Source organism: Shimia sp. R10_1, from assembly GCF_017744095.1.
GTDB lineage: Bacteria > Pseudomonadota > Alphaproteobacteria > Rhodobacterales > Rhodobacteraceae > Shimia.
Genome location: NZ_JAGHQX010000010.1, coordinates 67,763 through 87,476 on the forward strand (window position 1 = coordinate 67,763; position 19,714 = coordinate 87,476).

Below are 19,714 nucleotides of genomic sequence, written 5' to 3' on the forward strand. Positions count from 1 at the left end.
CACCAGCGGTGCCTTCTGCTCCGGGTTGGGAGGAGCCACCATGTCACTTTCAGAGCCGATCACACAGAAGATCAAAGACAGCTTTGCCAAACAGGCCATGATGGCCACTTTTGGCGCAGAGCTTGCGGATATTGACGCGGGCCAGATCACGATAAGGGCGCCGATCCTGCCCACCTGCAGTCAGCAGCACGGTTTTGGGCATGCGGCCCTGACTTTTGGTCTTGGTGACAGCGCAGCGGGCTATGCTGCGCTGTCTGTGATGCCGCAGGAGGCGGAAGTGCTGACCAGTGAAATGAAGATCCATCTGCTCGCCCCTGCGCAGGGCGATCGGCTCGAAGCCATTGGCAAGGTGATCAAACCCGGGCGGCGTCTCGTGATTGTGCAAGCAGAGGTGTTTGCCATCACAGCAGAGCAGCGCACGCAAGTCGCGCTGATGACCGGCACCATGGTCCCTATCCTGCCAAAATAGAACGGGCGGCTCCCTGAGCCGCCCGTAACGTTTCACAGTCTCAAAAGACTTATGCGGTCAGACCTTCAGGCTCTTCCAAGCCATTGGCACGACAGCAGGCTGTCACTGTGTTGGCCAGCAGGCAGGCGATGGTCATCGGGCCCACGCCACCGGGCACAGGTGTGATTGCCCCGGCCACTTTGGCCGCGCTTTCATAATGCACGTCGCCCACAAGGCGGGTTTTGCCTTCGCCTTTTTCAGGTGCGTCGATGCGGTTGATGCCCACGTCGATCACGGTTGCGCCTTCTTTGATCCAGTCCCCCGGCACCATCTCGGGGCGGCCAACAGCGGCGACAACGATGTCGGCTTGTTTCACCACGCCGGGCAGGTCTTTGGTGCGCGAATGCGCGATGGTCACAGTGGCGCTGTCATTCAGCAGAAGCTGTGCCATTGGCTTACCCACGATGTTGGAGCGACCAATCACAACAGCATTCATGCCAGAGATCGAGCCATGGTGATCGCGCAGCATCATCAAGCAGCCCAGAGGGGTGCAGGGCACCATGGATTTCTGACCGGTGCCCAGCAGACCCACGTTGGAGATATGGAAACCATCGACGTCTTTTTCCGGCGCGATCGAGTTGATCACCAGATCTTCGTTCAGGTGACCCGGCAGCGGCAGCTGCACCAGAATGCCATGCACCGAGGCATCATTGTTGAGCTGATCAATCAGCGCCAGCAGGTCGGCTTCGGACGTGTCCGCCTCAAGCTTATGCTCAAAGCTGTTCATGCCTGTTTCCACGGTCTGCTTGCCTTTGGAACGCACATAGACTTGGCTGGCTGGGTCTTCACCCACCAGCACAACGGCCAGACCGGGGGTGATCCCGTGATCCGCCTTAAGACGCGCGACATGGCCCGCCACCTTCTCGCGCACAGTGGCCGCAAAGGCCTTTCCATCAATCACTTGCGCAGTCATCTTGCTCTCCCCTTACGCATCCGCCCGAGCGTAAGACGCCCGGTAATGATCCATCTGCATCCGTGTCGCCAACACGGCGTTTTTCATCAGCGTGGCCACCGTCACAGGGCCAACGCCACCCGGCACAGGTGTGATCCACCCGGCCACCTCAGAACAGCTTGCGAAATCCGCATCACCAACCGTGCGCGGCCCGTCTGGTGTTTCAACCCGGTTGATACCAATGTCGATGACTGCCGCGCCCGGTTTGATCATGTCACCGGTCACCAGCCCCGGTTTGCCCACAGCGACAAACACCGCATCCGCGGCGCGGCTGTGCATGGCCACAGAGCGCGTCATGTGGTGGCACACAGTTACGGTTGCGCCGAGGCCCATCATCAAGAAGGCAATCGGTTTGCCCACAATCTCGCTGTGACCGATCACCGTGACGTTCAGACCTTCCATCTGCAGCGGCAGGGTTTTCAGGATTTCAACGGCTGCCACTGCGGTACAAGGCCCAAGTGCCAGATCGTTGTATACAATGTTGCCGATGGAGGCCGGATGCATGCCTTCCACATCTTTCAGTGGGTGCACCGTCTTCTGGAGCGCTTTCACTGGAATATGCTCTGGCAGCGGACGCTGAATAATGATGCCGTTCACGCGCGGATCATGGTTCAGGCCCTGCAAAATACCGATCAGTTGTTCCAGAGACGTTTCCGACGGATAGCTGCGGGCTTCAAATTGAACGCCCGCACTTTCGGCCTGTTTCTGCTGGTTGCGGACATAGATTTCCGCCGCCGCTGTATCTCCAACACAGATAGACACCAACCGAGGCGCCCATCCCAGCTCACTTAGCGTCTGCGCCTCCGCTCTGACTTCCGCTCTCAGCTCCGCTGCAATCGCTTTGCCGTCAATCACCGCTGCGCGCATATGGTGTGCTCCGCTATTCGTATTTTATGGTCTGCGCTTCGCGCTCAATCGACCAATTTATCAATTGTCGCCACAAGGTCTCGATAATGACTGGGTCCAGTCCCTCGGATTCTGCTGTGGCTTTCACTTTGGCCACCACATCTTCGATGCGGGCCGGAATAGAGGCCGGCAAGCCGGCCTCCTGTTTGATCTCTATTGCCCGGTCGATATAGGTTGCGCGCTTGACCAAAAGTTGGACCAACTCATGGTCCAACGCGTCGATTTGCGCGCGCAAAGTGGGCATGTCAGGGCAATCGGCAGGGGCAAGCATCGCTGTTCTCCGGAACGTGTCGCGCATGCCTACCCTGCCTATACCCAAACCGCAATCGCGATCAGAACAGACCTTCGATCAAGCCTTCGTCGTTCAGTCGGATGCTTTCCGAAGCAGGCTTGCGCGGCAGACCTGGCATGGTCATGATCTCGCCGCAGACCACCACGATGAAGCCAGCACCGGCGGACAGACGCACCTCACGCACAGGCACAGAGTGGCCTGTTGGCGCGCCGCGCAGGGACGGATCGGTGGAGAAGGAATACTGGGTTTTCGCCATACAGACCGGCAGGTTGCCATAGCCTGCGTCTTCCCACTCTTTCAGCTGGTTGCGGATCTTGTTGTCAGCCAGCACTTCGTCGGCACGATAGATGCGCTTTGCGATGGTTTCGATCTTCTCAAACAGCGGCATCTCGTCCGGGTAGATCGGTGCGAAGTTGGCAGAGCCGCCTTCCACGATTTCCACAACTTTCTCTGCCAGAGGCGCAGAGCCTTCCGAACCCAGCTCCCAGTGACGGGACAGAACTGCTTCCACACCGTGCTCTGCACAGTAGTCTTTGACGGCCTGAACCTCTGCGTCGGTGTCGGTGACAAAGTGGTTGATGCCCACAACAACCGGCACACCGAAGGACTTCACGTTTTCGATGTGACGGCCAAGGTTGGCACAGCCGTTCTGAACTGCTTCGACGTTTTCTGCACCCAGATCCGCCTTGGCAACGCCACCGTTCATCTTCATGGCGCGCACGGTGGCCACCAGAACAACCGCGGAAGGCGCGATGCCCGCTTTGCGACACTTGATGTTCATGAACTTCTCGGCACCAAGGTCGGCCCCAAAGCCTGCCTCAGTGACAACGTAGTCCGCCACTTTCAGCGCGGTTTTGGTTGCGATCACAGAGTTACAGCCGTGGGCGATGTTGGCGAATGGGCCGCCGTGCACAAAGGCCGGGTTGTTTTCCAGAGTCTGCACGAGGTTTGGCTGCATCGCGTCTTTCAGCAGAACGGTCATTGCGCCTTCTGCTTTGATGTCGCGGCAATACACCGGGGTTTTGTCGCGACGGTAGGCCACGATGATGTCGCCCAGACGCTTTTCCAGATCTTCCAGATCGTTTGCCAGACACAGGATCGCCATCACCTCAGAGGCCACGGTGATGTCAAAGCCGGTTTCACGTGGGAAGCCGTTGGACACGCCGCCCAGAGAAGCCGTGATCTGACGCAGAGCGCGGTCGTTCATGTCGACCACACGACGCCATGCGACGCGGCGGATGTCGATTTCGCACTCATTGCCCCAGTAGATGTGGTTGTCGATCATCGCCGACAGCAGCGAGTGTGCCGAGGTGATCGCGTGGAAGTCCCCTGTGAAGTGCAGGTTCATCTCTTCCATGGGCACAACCTGTGCCATGCCGCCGCCCGCTGCGCCGCCCTTCATGCCGAAGTTCGGGCCCAAAGACGCTTCGCGGATACAGATCATGGCGTTTTTGCCGATCTTGTTCAGACCGTCGCCCAGACCCACAGTGGTGGTGGTTTTGCCTTCGCCCGCAGGTGTCGGGTTGATGGCGGTCACGAGGATCAGCTTGCCGTCCTCTTTGTCTTTGACGGAGTTGATGAACTCCTGGCTCACCTTGGCCTTGTCGTGGCCGTAAGGCAGCAAATCAGCGCTGCTGATGCCCAGCTTTGCACCAATCTCCTGGATCGGTTGTTTCTTGGCTTCGCGGGCAATTTCGATGTCGGTTTTGAAACTCATGGCGGGTCCTGTCACAAGAGTATTGACGCTTTCTGCCCCTCTTGTAGCGCTCACAATCAGAACACCGGCATGCAATTCCGACATTTTCCGCGCTTGTTGCGTCGGCATCAAACACGGCTGTTTCTTTTTGGAAACGCAACGTCAGCATCGGCGACACAGCGCACTGATACGCCGCGTCACCGCTGTTTTACGCCCGGGCCTCATCCAGATGCGCCCAAACCGGCTGATCAGGGACAAAGAGCTGCACCACATCGCCAACGGCGAACTGTCCGGGCCGCTCCACCCATGCGGTCACGCCCCGGCGTCCTTCTGCGGCGGTTTTGAATTTCGGCCCATGCCCCGGATGACTGCCCTCAATCACCCGCCCCGGCAACACGCAGGGTCGGTTTTCCATATCAATCGTGATGGTGGCCCCATCAGGCCCTTGCAAGCGTGCATTGGGCGGGACATGCGTGAAATCAGGAATGCCCTCCAACACGATAGAGGCACCAAGCCAGGCAGGATCCAGCGCCGCCAACCCCATATCCTGCGCAATCAAATCAAGCTCTTCTTTAGACAGCACAGAGAGCTGGCGTACATTTGCAATCTCAGTGCCCTTTTCATACAGCGCCTTAACCCGCACACAGGAGGGGCGGGTGATTCCACTGTGCGCTTCGCCCTCAGCCCCTCCGATGGCAAGCGAGAGCGTCTCAACAGATGTCGCACTCAAGTCTTTCCCCGCCGGAGCAACCTGCCCCAGCCAGACAATTTTTGCGGAAAATTTCGTGGGTTTCAGCGCCGGCATTGAAGGCTCCATAAAGTCGTTTTGCGCAGCCTACGCGGATGCCGCGAAAAGGGCAAAACAACCTTCTTGATGAGTCTCATCAGCAAGACACACGCCAAATGCGCGACGTCAGCGCGATAAGGCACGCGCACAAAAAAGCCCGGAGCGTTTTCGCACTCCGGGCTTTATTTCATCAGCGGATCTGATCACGCTGTCGGTTCTGGCTCCATGCCACCGTCGCCGCTTGGTTTGCTGCGTGGCTTGGTTTTCGGAATAGCTGTTACGCTTGGCGCGTTGCCTTCATCCGTATCACTGCCGTCATCATCGCCGGACTGAGGCGGATCGCCATCCATCACGCGCTTGATTTCGTCACCGGTCAGCGTTTCGTATTCCAGAAGCCCCTGCGCCAGACGCTCCCACTCTTCGTTGTAGTCACTCAGAAGCTTGTGGGCTTTGTCGTAGCCATCTTGGATCAGGCGCTTCACCTCTTCCTCGATCAGCTCTTTGGTATGCGCCGACACAGAGAAGCCACCGGTGTTGCCCTGATACCCTTCATGGGCTTCGGCATAATCGATGTTGCCAATCTTATCAGACATCCCCCAGCGCATCACCATTGCACGGGCCAGTTGGCTGGCTTGCTGAATGTCACCTGCTGGACCGTTGGAAACGTGATCGTCGCCATATTTGATGATCTCAGCAGCTTTGCCCGCCATGGTCATTGCAAGCTTCTGCTCACACTCAGACTTGTGCCAGTTCAGTCGGTCCATTTCTGGCAGACTCACAACCATGCCCAAGGCACCACCGCGCGGAATGATGGTCGCTTTATAAACCGGATCACATTCCGGCAGTTTCAGACCCACCAGCGCATGGCCAGCTTCGTGGTAAGCGGTTTTCTCTTTTTGGTCCTGCGTCAGAACCATAGAGCGGCGCTCCGCCCCCATCATCACCTTATCCTTGGCTGATTCGAAATCTTCCATGGTGACAAAACGGCGGCCAACACGTGCGGCCATAAGAGCCGCCTCATTCACAAGGTTCGCCAGATCCGCACCGGAGAAGCCAGGTGTCCCCCGCGCAATAATGCGCAGGTCCACATCGGGGCCAAGCGGGGTCTTGCGCGCGTGCACGCCAAGAATTTTTTCACGGCCTTTGATGTCAGGGTTGCCCACAGTCACGTTGCGGTCAAAACGGCCCGGGCGCAGCAAAGCTGGGTCAAGCACGTCACGGCGGTTGGTGGCCGCGAGGATGATCACCCCTTCGTTGGCTTCAAAGCCGTCCATTTCAACGAGCAACTGGTTGAGGGTCTGCTCTCGCTCATCATTGCCGCCGCCATAACCGGCACCACGATGACGACCCACGGCGTCAATCTCGTCGATGAACACAATACAAGGCGCGTTTTTCTTGGCCTGTTCAAACATGTCACGCACGCGGCTTGCACCCACACCCACAAACATCTCAACGAAGTCAGAGCCGGAGATGGTGAAGAACGGAACGCCCGCCTCGCCCGCGATCGCACGTGCCAGAAGGGTTTTACCGGTGCCGGGAGGGCCCACAAGCAGCGCGCCTTTAGGGATTTTACCGCCAAGGCGGGAGAATTTTTGAGGGTTGCGCAGGAACTCGACGATTTCTTCGAGCTCTTCCTTGGCCTCATCAATGCCCGCGACATCATCAAAGGTCACGCGGCCCTGCTTCTCGGTCAGCATCTTGGCTTTGGATTTGCCAAAGCCCATTGCGCCACCTTTGCCACCGCCTTGCATGCGGTTCATGAAGTAAACCCAAACACCAATCAGCAGAAGGAAAGGCAGAAGGCTGATCAGGAACGCCTGAAAACCAGAGGTTTCCTGGCTCTCTGCGCGCACAGGAACGCCTTGGTCGATCAGAAGGTTCGTCACTTCCGCATCCGAAGGCATCACGGCCATGTAATTGGAGCCGTCCTTGGTGGTATAGCGCACTTTCTCGCCATCCAGCGTGACGCTGGCCACCTGATCGCTTTGCACAGAAGCTACAAAGTCAGAATAGCTGATTTCACGGCTCTGCAGTGTGCTGCTGTCACCGCTGAACAGATTGAACAAGGCAAGGATCAGCAAAAACAGCACGACCCAGAAAGCTACATTTCGCGCATTGCCCAAGGCAAGTCTCCCTTTCAGTACGCCCGTTCCCTATCACGGGCGCGTATACAGTTAAATAGAGATCGCTGCCCCGTTATCAATGCGATATTTGACAAAGAGCCTCGCAAGTCGTGCCATTTTGACACTAAGGCGCCAAAACCTGCGCCTCCCAGCCGTTCGCAAGCCCTGCAAGCGGCGCAGAAACGAGCGTATCCCCTTGCCAGACAGCAGGCGAGGAGAGCACACTTTGGCGTGGCCGCGCACTCAATCGCCAGTCGGGCACCTGTGCCATTCCTGCCTCTCCAAGCGCCGCGATCTCCAAACCCGCTGAGACGCCGCCACCTGCTCGCGCGAGGCGCCAGCGGCCATCCCAAACGGCGTCCACACCCGTACGAAGGTCTTTCACAGCGTTCCATTCACGACTGATACGCAGCATGCCCGCCTTTGGGATCACCAAACACCCATGCAACGCTTTGGGCGCATGTGCGTCCAACACCTCGGCCAACGCTTTAAAGCGGGGTCGATAGCTATTGCCAGACACCCAACCCAAAGCCTTTGAGATCAGACGTGCCTGAAGCGCATCGGGCAAGGCTTTCAACCCTGTGCGATCAAACAGCACGTCCCCGACATCGTAGGACATCACATCCTGCTCCGCCCGCTCAACAGCCCAATCCGCCAAGCCGCGTTGCGCCCGCATGTGATCGCTCGTTTGAGTCAGCCGTGCGACACTCAGCCCCAGAGGTTCCAGCGTTGCCATCATCTGGCGGGCTTTGATACGATCATATGTCTCATCGTCATTGCTTGGATCATCCGCCCAAGCCAGCCCCCTCTCACGCAGGTAGGCACGTAGGGTTTCACGGCGCACCTTCAGAAGCGGGCGCACCCATGTGATGTCTCCTTCTTTGCGCGCGGGCTCCATAGCAGAAAGCCCGTCAACGCCCGAGCCACGTGCCAGCCGCATCAGAAAGGTTTCGGCTTGATCATCCGCCGTGTGCCCAAGTGCAACACACCCAAGCCCCTGCGCCCCGGCCCAATCTCGCAACAATCTCCTGCGTCCCTCACGTGCGGCCTGTTGAAGATTGCCCTGTCGATCCCAATCCCAGCGCAATGCTGTATGCTTCAATCCATGGTGCGCTACGTAATCTGCGACAGAGGCAACCTCTTCCGCGGATTCAGGCCGCAGGCCATGATCAACGCTCGCGACATAAAGCTCCGCCTTCCCCCAGACGCGCAAAAGATCGAGCAGCGCCATGGAATCGCCGCCGCCGCTGACGGCGACACCAATTCTTTCAGGCACTGTATGGCCAAAGCCCTCTTGCAGTGCCTGTGTCAGGGCAGCCGCGAGAGAAGTCAGGGACACTGCAGGTTGGCCATCTCAGCCTGCGCCTCAGAGACAAAAACGCCGCCGGGGAAACGCACACCAACTTCATTGAGCGTCACACAGGCTTCATTGGCCTGTCCAAGTGCGCCGAGGGATTTGCCCAAACGGAACAACGCTTCGGGCGCGGTGCCCGCAACCGGCGCACCGGAGTAGGCCTCCAGAAACGCGCGCGCCGCACCGGTTTTGTCTTCAGCCCCTTCAAGTGCCTGCCCCCGACGCAAATGCGCCTCAGACTCCAAAGGACTGCCCGGATAAGTCTGCACAAAGGACGCAAATTGATCTGCGGCAGAGGTGTATTCACCATTGTCCAGCGCCGTCATGGCACGATTGAAATCCGTCTCTTCACCAACGGCAAGTTCTGTGGGCTCCCCATCACCGGAGCCATCGTCTTCGCCTGCCGCGGGGGTGGTGGGAGCGATATCGCCACCCAATGTTGTGGTCTCACCCAGCTGGCTCAGATCGCCGCCTTCCAGCTCAACAAGCCGAAACTCCAGATCACCGATCCGATTGGTGCCATCCTCCACAACGCGCTCAACACGGTATTGCAGCTCTTCGGTTTTGTTGGTCAGCACCTGCAACTGCTGCTCAATGACATCCACACGCTCCAGTGTGGAGGCCCCTGCCGTCACTGTACCTGGCGCGCCCGTGGTGGAAAGTTCGCGCTTAAGCTGCTGGATTTCCACATAAAGAACCGAAAGCTGCTGACGCACATCCGCAAGCGTTTCCTCGCGCGTCTGCGTGCTGCCCATGACGGGGGCCAATACAAGCGCAAGTGCGCTCAGTCCTGCAAATACCTGCGCTCGCATCGTCACTTACCCCGAAACATTCGCCGTCAGCACAGTCACCGCACGGCGGTTTTGCGCATAACAACTTTCCTGAGAGCAAACCTCGATCGGGCGCTCTTTGCCATAGCTCACAGTGCGCACCCGGTTGGACGCAACACCCTGCGCGACAAGCAATTCTTTCACAGCGCTCGCACGGCGCGCACCAAGCGCAAGGTTGTATTCACGTGTGCCCTGTTCATCCGCGTGCCCTTCAACCACCGCAACGTAGTCGGTGTTTTCAAGCAGCCAGTTGGCCTGCGCCAGAACTGTCAGGCGTCCTTGTTCACCAAGTGTGGACTGATCCACCGAAAACAACACCCGATCCCCGACCGCTTCTTGGAAATAGGCAATGGAGCGCGGATCTGCGCTGCTGCCAACCCCGGACCCTGCGCCATCGGGTCCGAAGCCGTCGCCGCCCGTGTTAAACCGATCCGAATTCGTACAAGCGCCCAGCGCCACTGCGGCCACCAAAAACGCCGCTTTTGTCCAAGTCTTCATGAAATCGCCTCGCCTCTTATCCCGAAAGTTCTTTCGTCTCTTACCTGTTGTCGCACCCGTGTATCACAAGCGCGCTTTCTATAAAACGTCGCTATGACACGCTCGCACAAGCGTTATTGCAGCGGTGACCAGCTGGGGTCCGAGCCACCACCAGAAATGCTCACCGGCTTCAGATTGCGCCCTGACACATCCACAGAATAAAGCGCGGAAACACCGCCAGAGCCTTTGGTTTCCCGTGTGAACATGATCACCCGGCCATTTGGCGACCAGGTTGGCCCCTCATCAAGGAAGGAGGCCGTCAACAGACGCTCTTCGCTGCCATCCACCCGCATCACGCCGATGTGGAATCGGCCATTGTGCTGCTTGGTGAAAGCGATCAAATCGCCACGTGGGCTCCAGACGGGCGTGCCATAACGCCCTTTGCCAAAGCTGATCCGCGTGGCCTCGCCCCCGTTTGCGCCCATGATATAGAGCTGCTGCGTGCCAGACCGGTCGCTTTCAAATACGATCCGGCTGCCGTCCGGGCTGTAGCTCGGGGCCGTTTCGATGGACGGCGTGGAGGTCAGGCGTTGCCGTTTGCCACTCGCGATGTCCATCTTATAAAGATCGGTGTTGCCACCTTCTGTCACCGACATCACAACGCTGCGGCTGTCTGGTGAAAACCGGGGGGCAAAGCTCATCGTGCCGCTGTCATTGGACAGCACCCGTCGCTGCACCGAGCCGACATCCAGCACATACACCTGCGGGAAGCCGGTTTCATAGCTTGTATACAGCACCCGATCGCCTTTGGGGGAGAACCGAGGCGCAAGCACAATGGCGCTGCTGTCTGTCAGATATTGCAGGTTGGCGCCGTCATAATCCATCACGGCCAGACGTTTCTTACGGTCGCTCTTGGGGCCAGTTTCACTCACAAACACCACGCGGCTGTCAAAATAGCCGCCTTCGCCCGTGATCCGCGAATAGACTTCATCAGCCACTTTGTGCGCCATGCGCCGCCAGCCATCAATGGTTCCTTTAAATCGCAAACCACCGCCCAGCTCCGTGCCCGCAAACACATCATAGACCCGGAAGCGCACCTCCAACTGATTGCCACTCACCGACACACCGCCGGAAATCAAAGCCTGCGCATTGATGGCTTTCCAGTCGGCATATTGAATGGGGCTGTCAAAATTGGTGATTTTCGAAATATGGGCGCTGGCCGGGATTTGGCGAAACAATCCGGTGCCGTTCAAATCCGCCGCAATCACTTGGCTCATATCTCGAGCCACCTGATTGGAGCCCTGCGTTTCAGCCACAAATTCCGGCACCGCGTAGGGCAAGGGCTCAATCACGCCATCGGTGATCTCAATCCGCAAAGGCGTGCTCTGCGCCGCCGCCTTATGCGCCCAAAGGCTCAGGGCCATCACCCCGATCATCACTGTGGCAAAAAGTCTGCTCATCGGCGCCTCATATTATCTGGGTTAAATGTAATCTCAACATCTCGCCAATGGTCATATTTTTCCACTGGCAAGTCATATCCGTCTTTCTGACAGCGCAAAACCGCGCGTCTTGCGGCCTGAAAAGCCGTCTGCGCCGCAGCGGCATCGCCACCTTCCGCGCTCAACATGCGAATGTCGCCTTGCACCTTGCCGTCCCGGTCAAGCGACAGGCCCACCACCACGGTCACATCTGCCGCGCGCGAGCCCACATCCACGACCCAACACTGCTGCACTGCAACGCGCAACCCATCACGCTCTCCTTGGCTCAGCGGTGGGCCCGCAGGGGCAGCAGCGGTCTCTGCGGTTTCAGCGGCACTTGCCTCCGCCAAAGCGGCAGCAATCGCATCCGCATTTGCATCTGGCGCAGGCGTTGGTTCCGGACGCGCAGCAGGTCGCACACGTGGGCGCAAAGACCGACTTGGCGCTGCGCTGGCCTGCTCTTCCTGCTTTGGTTCGGTGGCAATCTCTGTGCTCGCTGCCTCTGGTGCCGTCTCTTCCTGCACCTCTTCCCGACTCTCCGCAGCCACATCTGGCTCGGTTGCTTCTTGCACCACATCAGCAATTGCCGTGTCAGGCTCTGGAGGCGCCACAGGTTCCGGGGCGACACGTTCCGCAGGCTGCGTCACCGGGCGCACCGGCGCGTCAGGAATGACAACGGCGCTATCGCTCTCGGGCGTGGGCAATTCCGGGGCATCCTGCACCACATCTTCCGGCTCAATTGGTGCCGGAGGCGCCACTTCGGTAAGTTCTGGGGAGACATCAGGCTCTGCTGCCGGAGCTTCTGGTGGCGTGACCTGCTCGGGTGCTTCATCGGGCTGCGATGTCACTTCCGGTGTTGGAGCCACCTCTTCAGGAGGGGTGGGCAAGGCCACCTCTGTCGCCGTCTCCGGCGCAACTTGCCCCTGCACAAGCGCATCAAACTCCGCAGACGAAATCACAGAGACATCCGTTACCTCCATCGGAGGTGGGTCGGGGTTCAGCACCCCACCAAACAACACCCAACCGATCAGACCGGTGTGGGCGATGCCAGAGATATAGTGGCCGATATGCACGCCTGCGCCCTAGTTGTCCGTGCCTGCAGTCGCAGCGGGCTCGGTGCCGTCCAGCGCCGGACCGCCCACATCGGTCACAAGACCAACATCGCTAAATCCACCCGCATTCAAAGCCCCCATCACCTGCACCACCGCTTCATAAGGAATGGCCCCATCTGCGCGCAGATAAACCCGCTCAGAGCTGCGTTCTGCCGCCACCGCGCGCAGTTTGGGCACAAGTTCGTCTGCTGCCACAGGTGTGGTCATGATGGTGATGCCCAGATCCTTGTCGATGGTCACAGTCAGCGGCTCTTCCTGCTCGCCCGGCAAAGGATTGGCGGCGGTTTTTGGCAATTCAACCGGCACGCCCACCGTCAACAGCGGTGCCGCCACCATAAAGATGATCAGCAAAACCAACATGACATCCACAAAAGGCGTGACGTTGATCTCACTCATCGGCTGACTGCTGCGCCGATTGCGGCGACGGCGTTTGCCGCCTCCCCCGCCCGATTTCATCACGCCCGCACCCATAACTTAAGCGTCCAACTGGCGGCTGAGGATCGTGGCGAATTCATCAGCAAAGGCTTCATAGCCTGAAACGATCCGGTCGCTGTCCGAACTCAGCTTATTGTAAAAAATCACCGCCGGGATCGCCGCCAGAAGGCCAAGGCCCGTGGCCAGAAGCGCCTCTGCAATCCCCGGTGCGACCACCGCAAGGTTTGTGTTCTGCTGTGCGGCAATCTCGATGAAAGCATTCATAATGCCCCACACCGTGCCAAACAGCCCTACAAATGGCGCTGTAGAGCCAACCGTAGCAAGAATTGGCAAACCATGCTGCAGCTCATCAGCTTCTTTGGCAATTGCCACATCCATTGAGCGATCAATCCGGCTGGTGGCATTGGCAATCAACCCACCATCCTGACGGTGGCTGCGCTGCCATTCCACCATGCCAGCCGCAAACACCCGCGCAGAACGCCCGCGCGGCTCCGGCCCCAGCTCCTCAAACAGCTGATCCAGCGGCTCGCCCGACCAGAAGGACCGGTCAAACCGTGCTGCCTCGCGCCGCGCCTTGCGATACATGATGTGTTTTTGGATGATCACTGACCAAGACCAGAACGACGCTACAATGAGCATCACCATGACCAGCTTTACGGTGAGGGTTGCGCGCGCGAAAAGCGCCCACATCGAGAAATCGACTGCTGCGTGTTCCATTATGCCTGCTCTTGCCTGAGGCCCTCTTTCGGAGCCTTGTTTGAAAGCAAACTTAGCGGGTTTCCACTGAGAAATCTAATGAATTGGCCGCAATCGCAAAAATTTGCGCGCCTTAATGGATCATTTGGCGGATATTTGCCGGCAAACGCACAGGTTGGCCTGCCTCATTCACGCAAACCACTGTGACCACCGCCTGAAAAAGCAGCTCTTCGCCGCGCTTTACCCGCTGATCCATGGTCAGACGCACACCAGTCACGTTACGCACTTCGGTTTCAACCGTCAGTTCATCGTCCAGTACGGCAGAGCCAAGGTAATCCGCCTCAACCCGACGCACCACAAAAACGATGCCCTCGGCCTTCATCTCTTTCTGATCCAGTCCAAGCTCGCGCACCCATTCGCTGCGCCCGCGCTCAATGAACTTCAGATAGTTGGCGTAATAAACAATACCCGCCATGTCGGTATCTTCATAGTAGATGCGGATTGGCAGGGTGTAGATCATTGAACTTGCTCCAAATTCAGCTGTCCTATGGGTAGGCGCACACCACGGCCATTGCAAGCGGCTACCGCTCGAAGATCACTCCAGACGCAAACGCGCAAACAGGCGCAGTGCATGGCTCGCATCCGCTGCGGCCGCGGGCATCATGCGATCATAGGCCGCCGCGATCACTGCCGCGATCTCAGGGCGCAGCACTGTCGCGCCACTCTCTGCCACCACAGCCAAAGGCGAGCTCTGCGCGAAGGCCTCAGGCCCCCAGGTCACAATGGTCTGCACCGCTTCCCCAAGTGCCAGCGCTTCTGCGGGCAGCTTCGCCATATCTGCGCTCATCCGAAGGAAAACAAACGCCGCCTGAATCGCCCCATCATCGTCAAATCGGAAGGCCCGGTATTGCGTGGCGTCGGCGGTCTGCAACCGTGCCACCAAATCCGAAAGATCCGGGATCAACCGATCCAGGTCCGGCACGGCCAACAGCTCATCCCACTCGCGGAAGAAAAACATCATCAAATTGCTGCCGAGTTCCGGGTCCGTCTCTGCCATCTGATGCCCCACCAAAGTGGCCACCGCCTCAAACGCCCCTTTCACCGTGCGCAGGGTCTCGTCTTCTACACCAAACACCACCGGCGCAATTGGCCGCCCCCAACGGGCAAATCCATAGCTGCCGTCATGACGGGTAAAGAGTTTTTCGACGTCCTGCGGTGTCATATGCGGGCCTCCTGCGTTCACACCCGCTTCATGCCGCCCGCCCCAACAGAAAGCAAGAGCTGGACCTGTGGGCGATGCGCCACAACAGAGAGAGTATGTGTGAGCAACATGTCAAAGACACCGAGGGCCTAGTGCAGCATGTCACCCGAAATCAACCCAGCGTTGACAGGCTGCAGCAAGCAACCCATCCTGATCGTATTGTAAAAACATTATTTGATCGGATCCGGCAATGAATGCGAAACTCTTGCTCATGCTTGCAGCCCTAGGGCTGGTGCCAATCGCCTTATCTTACGGCATCGCGCCGGGCAGCTCCCTACCGTATTTACTGGGCTTTTCAGTTGAAACGACAAACCACACACATGTGTTCCGCGCGATCATGGGACTCTACCTTGCAAATGCAGCGTTTTGGCTGATTGCCGCCGTTAAGCCAGCATTACAACACGCTGCCCTCTGGGTTCTGTTTCTTTTCATGGCGGGGCTGGCAACCGGGCGCATATTGAGCATCCTTGCAGACGGAATGCCAAATGCCGTTCTGATGTTCTACCTCCTGGCAGAGTTGGCCTTTGCGATATTGGCTGCGTTGACACTCTCAAAGATCAACACGGCTGAGTAGGGCAAGAGATGTTTTTCCAAAACCGCACAGCCTGTCTTGCCGCAGTGCTTTGGCTTTTGTGCAGCGCCGCTCATGCGCAATCTCAGGCGCTGCAACAAGATGTGGATGCACACATCGCGCAATTGCAAAAAAGTGCGCGGAACGCCGGATTTCTGGAAGTTGCTGACATTGATCATGCGCGTTTGGCTGCAGCCGAGGGCGTTGACATGCCGTCAGCAAGAGCACTCATTTATTCTGACCCCAAAACAAACACCTCCGTTCTTGCAGAAAACCTGCGTGCGGGGCTGGACCTACCTTTCCGCGCGCTCTCCTTCGTGCAGGATGGTATGGCAGAGGTTATCTATACCGATGCAACGTTCCTGAAACTTCGGCACGGGTTAGAAAATACAGCGACGCTCAAAACCTTCGACGCCAAACAAACGCAAGTTTTTCGTGACCTTGATACACAGCCGGCGCCTACCACCGGCCTGATCACAAACTACGGGATTATAGAACTCACATCAGATCTAGGCGTTTCAGACGCGGTGGAGAGCCTCACCAAAGCCATACAAGCGCAAAGCGACACAATCTGGTTCGGAGAAATCGACTATCAAGCAGAAGCCGCCGCGCTGGGTGTAAACATCAACGAAGCGGTACTGCTGCTTTTTGGCGGTCCTGCGCCCGGAGGTGTCGCAATGGCAGACTTCCCTGCCATTGGCTTGGATGCTTTTTGCCAAAAACTGCTTGTCTACTCAGACGGCGCCAGTGGGTCTGTTGTTTTGTTCAATGACATCGCGGCGCTGGCCGAGCTTCATTATGGCGAAAGCAGCGCACCACACCGCCAGTTAAACGACAGGCTGACAAAAACGTTCAAAGGCGCGCTTTAAAGCGACCCGTGTCACCCCAGCTCACTGGCCCAAGGTGGGTTCGCGCCGGCACGTGCCACCGTCACAGCCGCAACTTTCGCACCATGAGCCATCGCAACCTCCGCCTGCGCTGCGGAAAGTCCGCGCACCGCCGTTTTGCTCAGTGCGCCAAGCTCTGACAGCTTCGCCAAAACACCGCTGTTAAACGTGTCGCCTGCCCCGACCGTGTCCACCACCGCGGCCTTTTCGGCTGGAACAACAATCGGGTCACCTGCATGCAGATACCCCCGCGCTCCGTCACTGCCGCAGGTCACAATCACAAAGGCAGGCCCCTGCGCCAGCAACTGCGCGGCGCGCGCGTCCATATCGGCAAGGTCTGGCATCAGCCATGCAAGGTCTTCATCTGAAACCTTCACCACATCTGCCTGTGCCAGCATCTTGTCCAACCGAGCGCGATACACCGCCTCCTCCCGAATGAACCCCGGGCGGATGTTTGGGTCAATCATCACCGCACGGCTCTGCCCCTCGCGCGCCAGCACATCGGCATAGGTGTCTGCGCACGGCTCCACCGCAAGGCTGATCCCACCAAAAAACAGCGCTTCCACAGTCCCTTCTATCGGCGCCACATTCTCAGGCGCAATCATCCGCCCTGCGGTGCCCTCATCGTAGAAATCATAGGTCGCATGCCCCCCTGACAGATTGACAAACGCCATCGTCGTGGGCCGGTCCAAGCGCACAACTGCGTCTGTTGCCACATGGCTCTCTTCAAGGCGCGCGATAAGTTGCGCCCCAAAACGATCCTCTGAAATGCCACTCAGCAAACCCACCGAAGCGCCAAGTCGCCCCAGCCCCACCGCCGTGTTAAAAACCGCACCGCCGACATGCGGCACAAAGCCTTCGCCACCACTCACAGTGGCTTCGGGAATCATATCAATCAGCGCCTCACCGCAACACAAGATCATCGCCAGCCCTCACCCAAGCCACTTGGCATAGTCACTCACCAACAGGTGCATGGGGCCAACATCCTCATCAATCTCGGCAAAGCGCCCAATTGGCGCGCGAAAAACATTGTCGGTCTCATCATCATTCACGGTCGAGACTTCCCCGATCAGCACATCACCACCTTCGCCCCAAAACGCGTGCCAGTCTCCCGGCATCAGTGTCAGGCTTTCTCCCGGTGCAAATTTGATCTTCTCACCCGGCGCAAACGGACGCGCAATGCCATCACACATCACCATCCCGCCGCGATCTTCGGCAAAATTTCCATCGTCGTCAGAGCCATAGAGCTCCACCACCATGGTTGCGCCGCCGCGGTTGATGATGTCCTCAGCCTTGATGACATGCGTGTGCATTGGCGAGAGCTGATCCTGCCGCGAAATCAACAGCTTTTCTGCGTAGCACATACCCCCGCCGCGCTGCAGATCCGCCAGCCGCCCATTACGCAGCGTGAAAAGGAACAGCCCCATTTCCTCAAAATTGCCAGCGCCATAGTCCGTGATATCCCACCCGCAACGGGCATCGACCAGCGCCCTGGCGGCCTCTTTGTGCGCGACAAATTCATCTGGCGTCCAATAGGCAAAAGGGGGCAACTTAAACCCGTAGGACCGGATCATGTCATCGGCCGAGGCCATGATTTCGTTGATAGTTGAGCGTTTCATATGTGTGTCTCTCCTCCGGGCCCGCGCATGCCACGTGAGGCCAGCGTCATAAAAGCGATATTAGCGCTAACAGTCCACCCTTTTCCGCCAGCACACACGCTGAACTGAAACAGCCTGTTTTGCTTCTGCAGGCCTCGAAACAAGTTTCGTTTCCAAACCCACAAAAACACACTTGCCGAAACCCATTTCGCCCAGCAGGTTACCAGTACCACCTGTGCCAAACGCGTGCAGGTCAGTGTCGTTGCCCATTTGATCCCAGCGCGGTCAGGTGGCGACGATATCCCTCAGTAAACCTTGTCAGCTTTCGCCCATCAGGGCGCGCAACAGGAGAGAGCCACATGACAAAGATTGTTCTCGTCGGCGCAGGCAGCCTGCAATTTGGAACCGGGATGCTGGGCGACATCTTTCAAAGCGCCAACCTGACAGAGGCGGAGATCATTCTGCATGACATCAATCTCGCGGCAGCGCAGCGCACGCTCAAAGTGGCTGAAGACTACATCGCCGCTCATGGATTGAAACAAAGCTTGTCAGCAACCACAGATTTGCCTGCGGCCCTGAGCGGCGCCCGTTTTGTGGTGATCTCGATTGAAGTTGGCGATCGCTTTGCGCTCTGGGATATGGATTGGAAAATCCCGCAGCAATACGGCATCCCGCAGGTTTACGGTGAAAATGGCGGGCCGGGCGGCTTGTTCCACAGCCTGCGGATCATCCCGCCCATTCTTGAAATCTGCCAGCAGGTTGTGGATGTCTGCCCGAACGCAACCGTGTTCAACTATTCAAACCCCATGAGCCGCATCTGCACCACCGTGCACCGCAAGTTTCCTGAGCTCGAATTTGTGGGCATGTGCCATGAAATTGCGTCATTGGAGCGCCATCTCGCCCCCCTACTGGGCGTTACGCGCGACGAGATTTCCTATCGCGCCGGCGGCCTGAACCACTTTTCGGTCATGACCCGCTGCACCTACCTCAAAGATGGCAGCGATGCTTACCCCGATGTGCGCAGCAAGGCAGAAAGTTATTTCGCGGCGATGCCGGGCTATTCCGAAATCCTGCAAGCCTCGCGCAAAACCGGTGCCTCCATTGAAACCGAAGGTTGGATGGATGTGGACCTGAGCATGATCGACACGGTGCGGCCATGGTCGGATCGCTGGCTTTTTGCCGAGATCTTGGAAAAGTTCGGCGCATTGCCCATCACCTATGACAGCCACTTTGGCGAGTACATTCAGTGGGCGCATGACTGCTCTGATCATCAGGGCATTCTGGATTTCTACACCTACTACCGCAATTTCCTTGGCAAAACCGACCCTGTGATCGAGCCAGTGTTGAAAGAGCGGGTTGTGCCGATCATGGACGCACTGCTTGGCGCCCCCACCTATGAAGAGGCCGCCGTTAATATTCCCAACAAGGGTTTCATCGCCAATCTGCCGGACTGGATCTGTGTCGAAGTGCCCGCCAATATTGACAGTCAAGGCCTGCATGGCATTGCCGTCGATATTCCGGCAGGCGTGCGCGGCCTTCTGTCAAATCAGATCGGCATTCACGACATGACCGCCGAAGCGATCTTGCAAGGCAGTCGCGATCTGGTGGTTCAAGCACTGCTCGTGGATCCGATCGTGACCAAATCCAAAGGCATCCCGGCTCTGGTCGATCACATGATTGCCGAGCAAAGCCCATGGCTTGATTATCTGACCTAAGCAAAGTTGCGCCGCAGTTCCAGTTTGCGGCGCGCA

General features: G+C 58.0%; 21 protein-coding genes. 4 read left to right on the plus strand and 17 right to left on the minus strand.

Annotated features, from left to right (window positions below; genetic code table 11):
• The first annotated feature begins 40 nt into the window (after positions 1 to 40).
• Positions 41 to 469 carry a PaaI family thioesterase gene (locus J7413_RS17580; RefSeq protein ID WP_209100613.1) on the plus strand — a complete coding sequence of 143 codons (429 nt, stop codon included), beginning with the start codon at positions 41 to 43 and terminating at the stop codon, positions 467 to 469.
• Positions 470 to 518: 49 nt separating this feature from the next.
• On the opposite strand, the gene folD is transcribed toward J7413_RS17580, so the two are convergent.
• The 15 genes from folD to J7413_RS17655 form a co-directional block, all read right to left on the minus strand.
• The gene (folD, locus tag J7413_RS17585) at positions 519 to 1,421 is read right to left on the minus strand and encodes a bifunctional methylenetetrahydrofolate dehydrogenase/methenyltetrahydrofolate cyclohydrolase FolD (protein ID WP_209100615.1); all 903 of its coding nucleotides are present in this window, start codon (positions 1,419 to 1,421) and stop codon (positions 519 to 521) included.
• A 12-nt stretch (positions 1,422 to 1,433) separates the two neighbouring features.
• On the minus strand, positions 1,434 to 2,327 hold the full coding sequence (locus J7413_RS17590) for a bifunctional 5,10-methylenetetrahydrofolate dehydrogenase/5,10-methenyltetrahydrofolate cyclohydrolase (RefSeq protein ID WP_209100617.1): 894 nt from the start codon (positions 2,325 to 2,327) through the stop codon (positions 1,434 to 1,436).
• Positions 2,328 to 2,340: 13 nt separating this feature from the next.
• The gene (locus tag J7413_RS17595) at positions 2,341 to 2,637 is read right to left on the minus strand and encodes a chorismate mutase (RefSeq protein WP_209100619.1); all 297 of its coding nucleotides are present in this window, start codon (positions 2,635 to 2,637) and stop codon (positions 2,341 to 2,343) included.
• 61 nt (positions 2,638 to 2,698) lie between these two features.
• On the minus strand, positions 2,699 to 4,375 hold the full coding sequence (locus J7413_RS17600) for a formate--tetrahydrofolate ligase (protein ID WP_209100621.1): 1,677 nt from the start codon (positions 4,373 to 4,375) through the stop codon (positions 2,699 to 2,701).
• 187 nt (positions 4,376 to 4,562) lie between these two features.
• Positions 4,563 to 5,159: an MOSC domain-containing protein gene (locus J7413_RS17605; RefSeq protein WP_209100622.1), complete on the minus strand. Its 597-nt coding sequence runs from the start codon at positions 5,157 to 5,159 to the stop codon at positions 4,563 to 4,565.
• A gap of 185 nt (positions 5,160 to 5,344) precedes the next feature.
• Positions 5,345 to 7,264 carry an ATP-dependent zinc metalloprotease FtsH gene (ftsH, locus tag J7413_RS17610; protein WP_209100623.1) on the minus strand — a complete coding sequence of 640 codons (1,920 nt, stop codon included), beginning with the start codon at positions 7,262 to 7,264 and terminating at the stop codon, positions 5,345 to 5,347.
• 124 nt (positions 7,265 to 7,388) lie between these two features.
• The gene (gene tilS / locus J7413_RS17615) at positions 7,389 to 8,603 is read right to left on the minus strand and encodes a tRNA lysidine(34) synthetase TilS (RefSeq protein ID WP_348538773.1); all 1,215 of its coding nucleotides are present in this window, start codon (positions 8,601 to 8,603) and stop codon (positions 7,389 to 7,391) included.
• A complete protein-coding gene (ybgF, locus tag J7413_RS17620) occupies positions 8,594 to 9,430 on the minus strand; it encodes a tol-pal system protein YbgF (RefSeq protein WP_209100624.1) in 837 nt (278 codons plus the stop codon). Before ybgF ends, tilS begins: the two co-directional genes overlap by 10 nt.
• A 6-nt stretch (positions 9,431 to 9,436) precedes the next feature.
• The gene (pal, locus tag J7413_RS17625; protein WP_209100625.1) at positions 9,437 to 9,946 is read right to left on the minus strand and encodes a peptidoglycan-associated lipoprotein Pal; all 510 of its coding nucleotides are present in this window, start codon (positions 9,944 to 9,946) and stop codon (positions 9,437 to 9,439) included.
• 113 nt (positions 9,947 to 10,059) lie between these two features.
• On the minus strand, positions 10,060 to 11,385 hold the full coding sequence (tolB, locus tag J7413_RS17630; RefSeq protein ID WP_209100626.1) for a Tol-Pal system beta propeller repeat protein TolB: 1,326 nt from the start codon (positions 11,383 to 11,385) through the stop codon (positions 10,060 to 10,062).
• Positions 11,382 to 12,476 (minus strand): hypothetical protein, encoded by a 1,095-nt coding sequence (locus tag J7413_RS17635; RefSeq protein WP_209100627.1) that lies wholly within the window; start codon positions 12,474 to 12,476, stop codon positions 11,382 to 11,384. The genes tolB and J7413_RS17635 overlap by 4 nt, the downstream gene beginning before the upstream one ends.
• Positions 12,477 to 12,485: 9 nt before the next feature.
• A complete protein-coding gene (gene tolR / locus J7413_RS17640; RefSeq protein ID WP_209100628.1) occupies positions 12,486 to 12,986 on the minus strand; it encodes a protein TolR in 501 nt (166 codons plus the stop codon).
• A 3-nt stretch (positions 12,987 to 12,989) separates the two neighbouring features.
• A complete protein-coding gene (tolQ, locus tag J7413_RS17645) occupies positions 12,990 to 13,667 on the minus strand; it encodes a protein TolQ (RefSeq protein WP_209100629.1) in 678 nt (225 codons plus the stop codon).
• 112 nt (positions 13,668 to 13,779) lie between these two features.
• The gene (gene ybgC, locus J7413_RS17650) at positions 13,780 to 14,166 is read right to left on the minus strand and encodes a tol-pal system-associated acyl-CoA thioesterase (RefSeq protein ID WP_209100630.1); all 387 of its coding nucleotides are present in this window, start codon (positions 14,164 to 14,166) and stop codon (positions 13,780 to 13,782) included.
• 75 nt (positions 14,167 to 14,241) lie between these two features.
• Positions 14,242 to 14,868, minus strand: a complete 627-nt coding sequence (locus J7413_RS17655; protein WP_209100632.1) for a hypothetical protein — start codon at positions 14,866 to 14,868, stop codon at positions 14,242 to 14,244.
• A 229-nt stretch (positions 14,869 to 15,097) separates the two neighbouring features.
• Between J7413_RS17655 and J7413_RS17660 the strand changes: the two genes are divergently transcribed.
• Both J7413_RS17660 and J7413_RS17665 read left to right on the plus strand, forming a co-directional pair.
• Positions 15,098 to 15,481 carry a DUF4345 domain-containing protein gene (locus J7413_RS17660; RefSeq protein ID WP_209100634.1) on the plus strand — a complete coding sequence of 128 codons (384 nt, stop codon included), beginning with the start codon at positions 15,098 to 15,100 and terminating at the stop codon, positions 15,479 to 15,481.
• Positions 15,482 to 15,489: 8 nt separating this feature from the next.
• The gene (locus tag J7413_RS17665; protein ID WP_209100636.1) at positions 15,490 to 16,347 is read left to right on the plus strand and encodes a DUF302 domain-containing protein; all 858 of its coding nucleotides are present in this window, start codon (positions 15,490 to 15,492) and stop codon (positions 16,345 to 16,347) included.
• Between the two features lie 11 nt (positions 16,348 to 16,358).
• Here J7413_RS17665 and J7413_RS17670 read toward each other — a convergent pair whose 3' ends face one another.
• Complete coding sequence (locus J7413_RS17670) at positions 16,359 to 17,288, minus strand: carbohydrate kinase (protein WP_209100638.1); 930 nt, start codon at positions 17,286 to 17,288, stop codon at positions 16,359 to 16,361.
• Positions 17,289 to 17,297: 9 nt separating this feature from the next.
• Positions 17,298 to 17,984, minus strand: a complete 687-nt coding sequence (locus tag J7413_RS17675) for a D-lyxose/D-mannose family sugar isomerase (RefSeq protein ID WP_209100640.1) — start codon at positions 17,982 to 17,984, stop codon at positions 17,298 to 17,300.
• Positions 17,985 to 18,322: 338 nt separating this feature from the next.
• On the opposite strand from J7413_RS17675, the gene J7413_RS17680 reads away from it, so the two are divergent.
• Positions 18,323 to 19,678 carry a hypothetical protein gene (locus J7413_RS17680; protein WP_209100642.1) on the plus strand — a complete coding sequence of 452 codons (1,356 nt, stop codon included), beginning with the start codon at positions 18,323 to 18,325 and terminating at the stop codon, positions 19,676 to 19,678.
• Positions 19,679 to 19,714: the final 36 nt, after the last annotated feature.

What these genes read in the sequence shown, in the direction of transcription:
- J7413_RS17580 (WP_209100613.1), top strand. Translation starts at nt 41, where the DNA reads ATGTCACTTTCAGAGCCGATCACACAGAAGATCAAAGACAGCTTTGCC.
- folD (WP_209100615.1), bottom strand. Translation starts at nt 1,421, where the DNA reads ATGACTGCGCAAGTGATTGATGGAAAGGCCTTTGCGGCCACTGTGCGC.
- J7413_RS17590 (WP_209100617.1), bottom strand. Translation starts at nt 2,327, where the DNA reads ATGCGCGCAGCGGTGATTGACGGCAAAGCGATTGCAGCGGAGCTGAGA.
- J7413_RS17595 (WP_209100619.1), bottom strand. Translation starts at nt 2,637, where the DNA reads ATGCTTGCCCCTGCCGATTGCCCTGACATGCCCACTTTGCGCGCGCAA.
- J7413_RS17600 (WP_209100621.1), bottom strand. Translation starts at nt 4,375, where the DNA reads ATGAGTTTCAAAACCGACATCGAAATTGCCCGCGAAGCCAAGAAACAA.
- J7413_RS17605 (WP_209100622.1), bottom strand. Translation starts at nt 5,159, where the DNA reads ATGCCGGCGCTGAAACCCACGAAATTTTCCGCAAAAATTGTCTGGCTG.
- ybgF (WP_209100624.1), bottom strand. Translation starts at nt 9,430, where the DNA reads ATGCGAGCGCAGGTATTTGCAGGACTGAGCGCACTTGCGCTTGTATTG.
- pal (WP_209100625.1), bottom strand. Translation starts at nt 9,946, where the DNA reads ATGAAGACTTGGACAAAAGCGGCGTTTTTGGTGGCCGCAGTGGCGCTG.
- tolB (WP_209100626.1), bottom strand. Translation starts at nt 11,385, where the DNA reads ATGAGCAGACTTTTTGCCACAGTGATGATCGGGGTGATGGCCCTGAGC.
- tolR (WP_209100628.1), bottom strand. Translation starts at nt 12,986, where the DNA reads ATGGGTGCGGGCGTGATGAAATCGGGCGGGGGAGGCGGCAAACGCCGT.
- tolQ (WP_209100629.1), bottom strand. Translation starts at nt 13,667, where the DNA reads ATGGAACACGCAGCAGTCGATTTCTCGATGTGGGCGCTTTTCGCGCGC.
- ybgC (WP_209100630.1), bottom strand. Translation starts at nt 14,166, where the DNA reads ATGATCTACACCCTGCCAATCCGCATCTACTATGAAGATACCGACATG.
- J7413_RS17655 (WP_209100632.1), bottom strand. Translation starts at nt 14,868, where the DNA reads ATGACACCGCAGGACGTCGAAAAACTCTTTACCCGTCATGACGGCAGC.
- J7413_RS17660 (WP_209100634.1), top strand. Translation starts at nt 15,098, where the DNA reads ATGAATGCGAAACTCTTGCTCATGCTTGCAGCCCTAGGGCTGGTGCCA.
- J7413_RS17665 (WP_209100636.1), top strand. Translation starts at nt 15,490, where the DNA reads ATGTTTTTCCAAAACCGCACAGCCTGTCTTGCCGCAGTGCTTTGGCTT.
- J7413_RS17670 (WP_209100638.1), bottom strand. Translation starts at nt 17,288, where the DNA reads ATGATCTTGTGTTGCGGTGAGGCGCTGATTGATATGATTCCCGAAGCC.
- J7413_RS17675 (WP_209100640.1), bottom strand. Translation starts at nt 17,984, where the DNA reads ATGAAACGCTCAACTATCAACGAAATCATGGCCTCGGCCGATGACATG.
- J7413_RS17680 (WP_209100642.1), top strand. Translation starts at nt 18,323, where the DNA reads ATGACAAAGATTGTTCTCGTCGGCGCAGGCAGCCTGCAATTTGGAACC.